Below are 467 nucleotides of genomic sequence, written 5' to 3' on the forward strand. Positions count from 1 at the left end.
GCCGCCGAAGGTGGGACAGATGATTGGGGTGAAGTCGTAACAAGGTAGCCGTATCGGAAGGTGCGGCTGGATCACCTCCTTTCTAAGGAAAATGCCCATGTGGCATTGCCCATCGTTCAGTTTTGAGAGACCAAATCTCTCGACAAATCAAATTATGAGGGCCTATAGCTCAGCTGGTTAGAGCGCACGCCTGATAAGCGTGAGGTCGGTGGTTCGAGTCCACTTAGGCCCACCATTTTTTTGAGAATTCCCTTATATGGGGCCTTAGCTCAGCTGGGAGAGCGCCTGCCTTGCACGCAGGAGGTCAGCGGTTCGATCCCGCTAGGCTCCACTTTGTTCCTTGAAAACTGAAGATTCATCAAGACATCAAACCAAGAAAAATATGCATGGTCCGTTCGGACCGTGTGTCTTAGAAACGCTAGATCAAGGTAGAAAGGGCGTACGGTGGATGCCTTGGCACTAGGAGC

2 tRNA genes and 1 rRNA gene are annotated in these 467 nt (G+C 51.4%); all 3 read left to right on the plus strand.

Annotated elements, in window-relative coordinates:
• Positions 1-82 (plus strand): 16S ribosomal RNA (locus EVJ32_RS15985); the annotation flags it as partial.
• Positions 83-158: 76 nt separating this feature from the next.
• Positions 159-235: transfer RNA gene (locus tag EVJ32_RS15990), tRNA-Ile, on the plus strand.
• A 23-nt stretch (positions 236-258) separates the two neighbouring features.
• Positions 259-331: transfer RNA gene (locus EVJ32_RS15995), tRNA-Ala, on the plus strand.
• Positions 332-467 lie beyond the last annotated feature (136 nt).

The organism is Exiguobacterium sp. SH5S4 (assembly GCF_004337045.1).
In the GTDB taxonomy this organism is placed as follows: Bacteria; Bacillota; Bacilli; order Exiguobacteriales; family Exiguobacteriaceae; genus Exiguobacterium; species Exiguobacterium aurantiacum_A.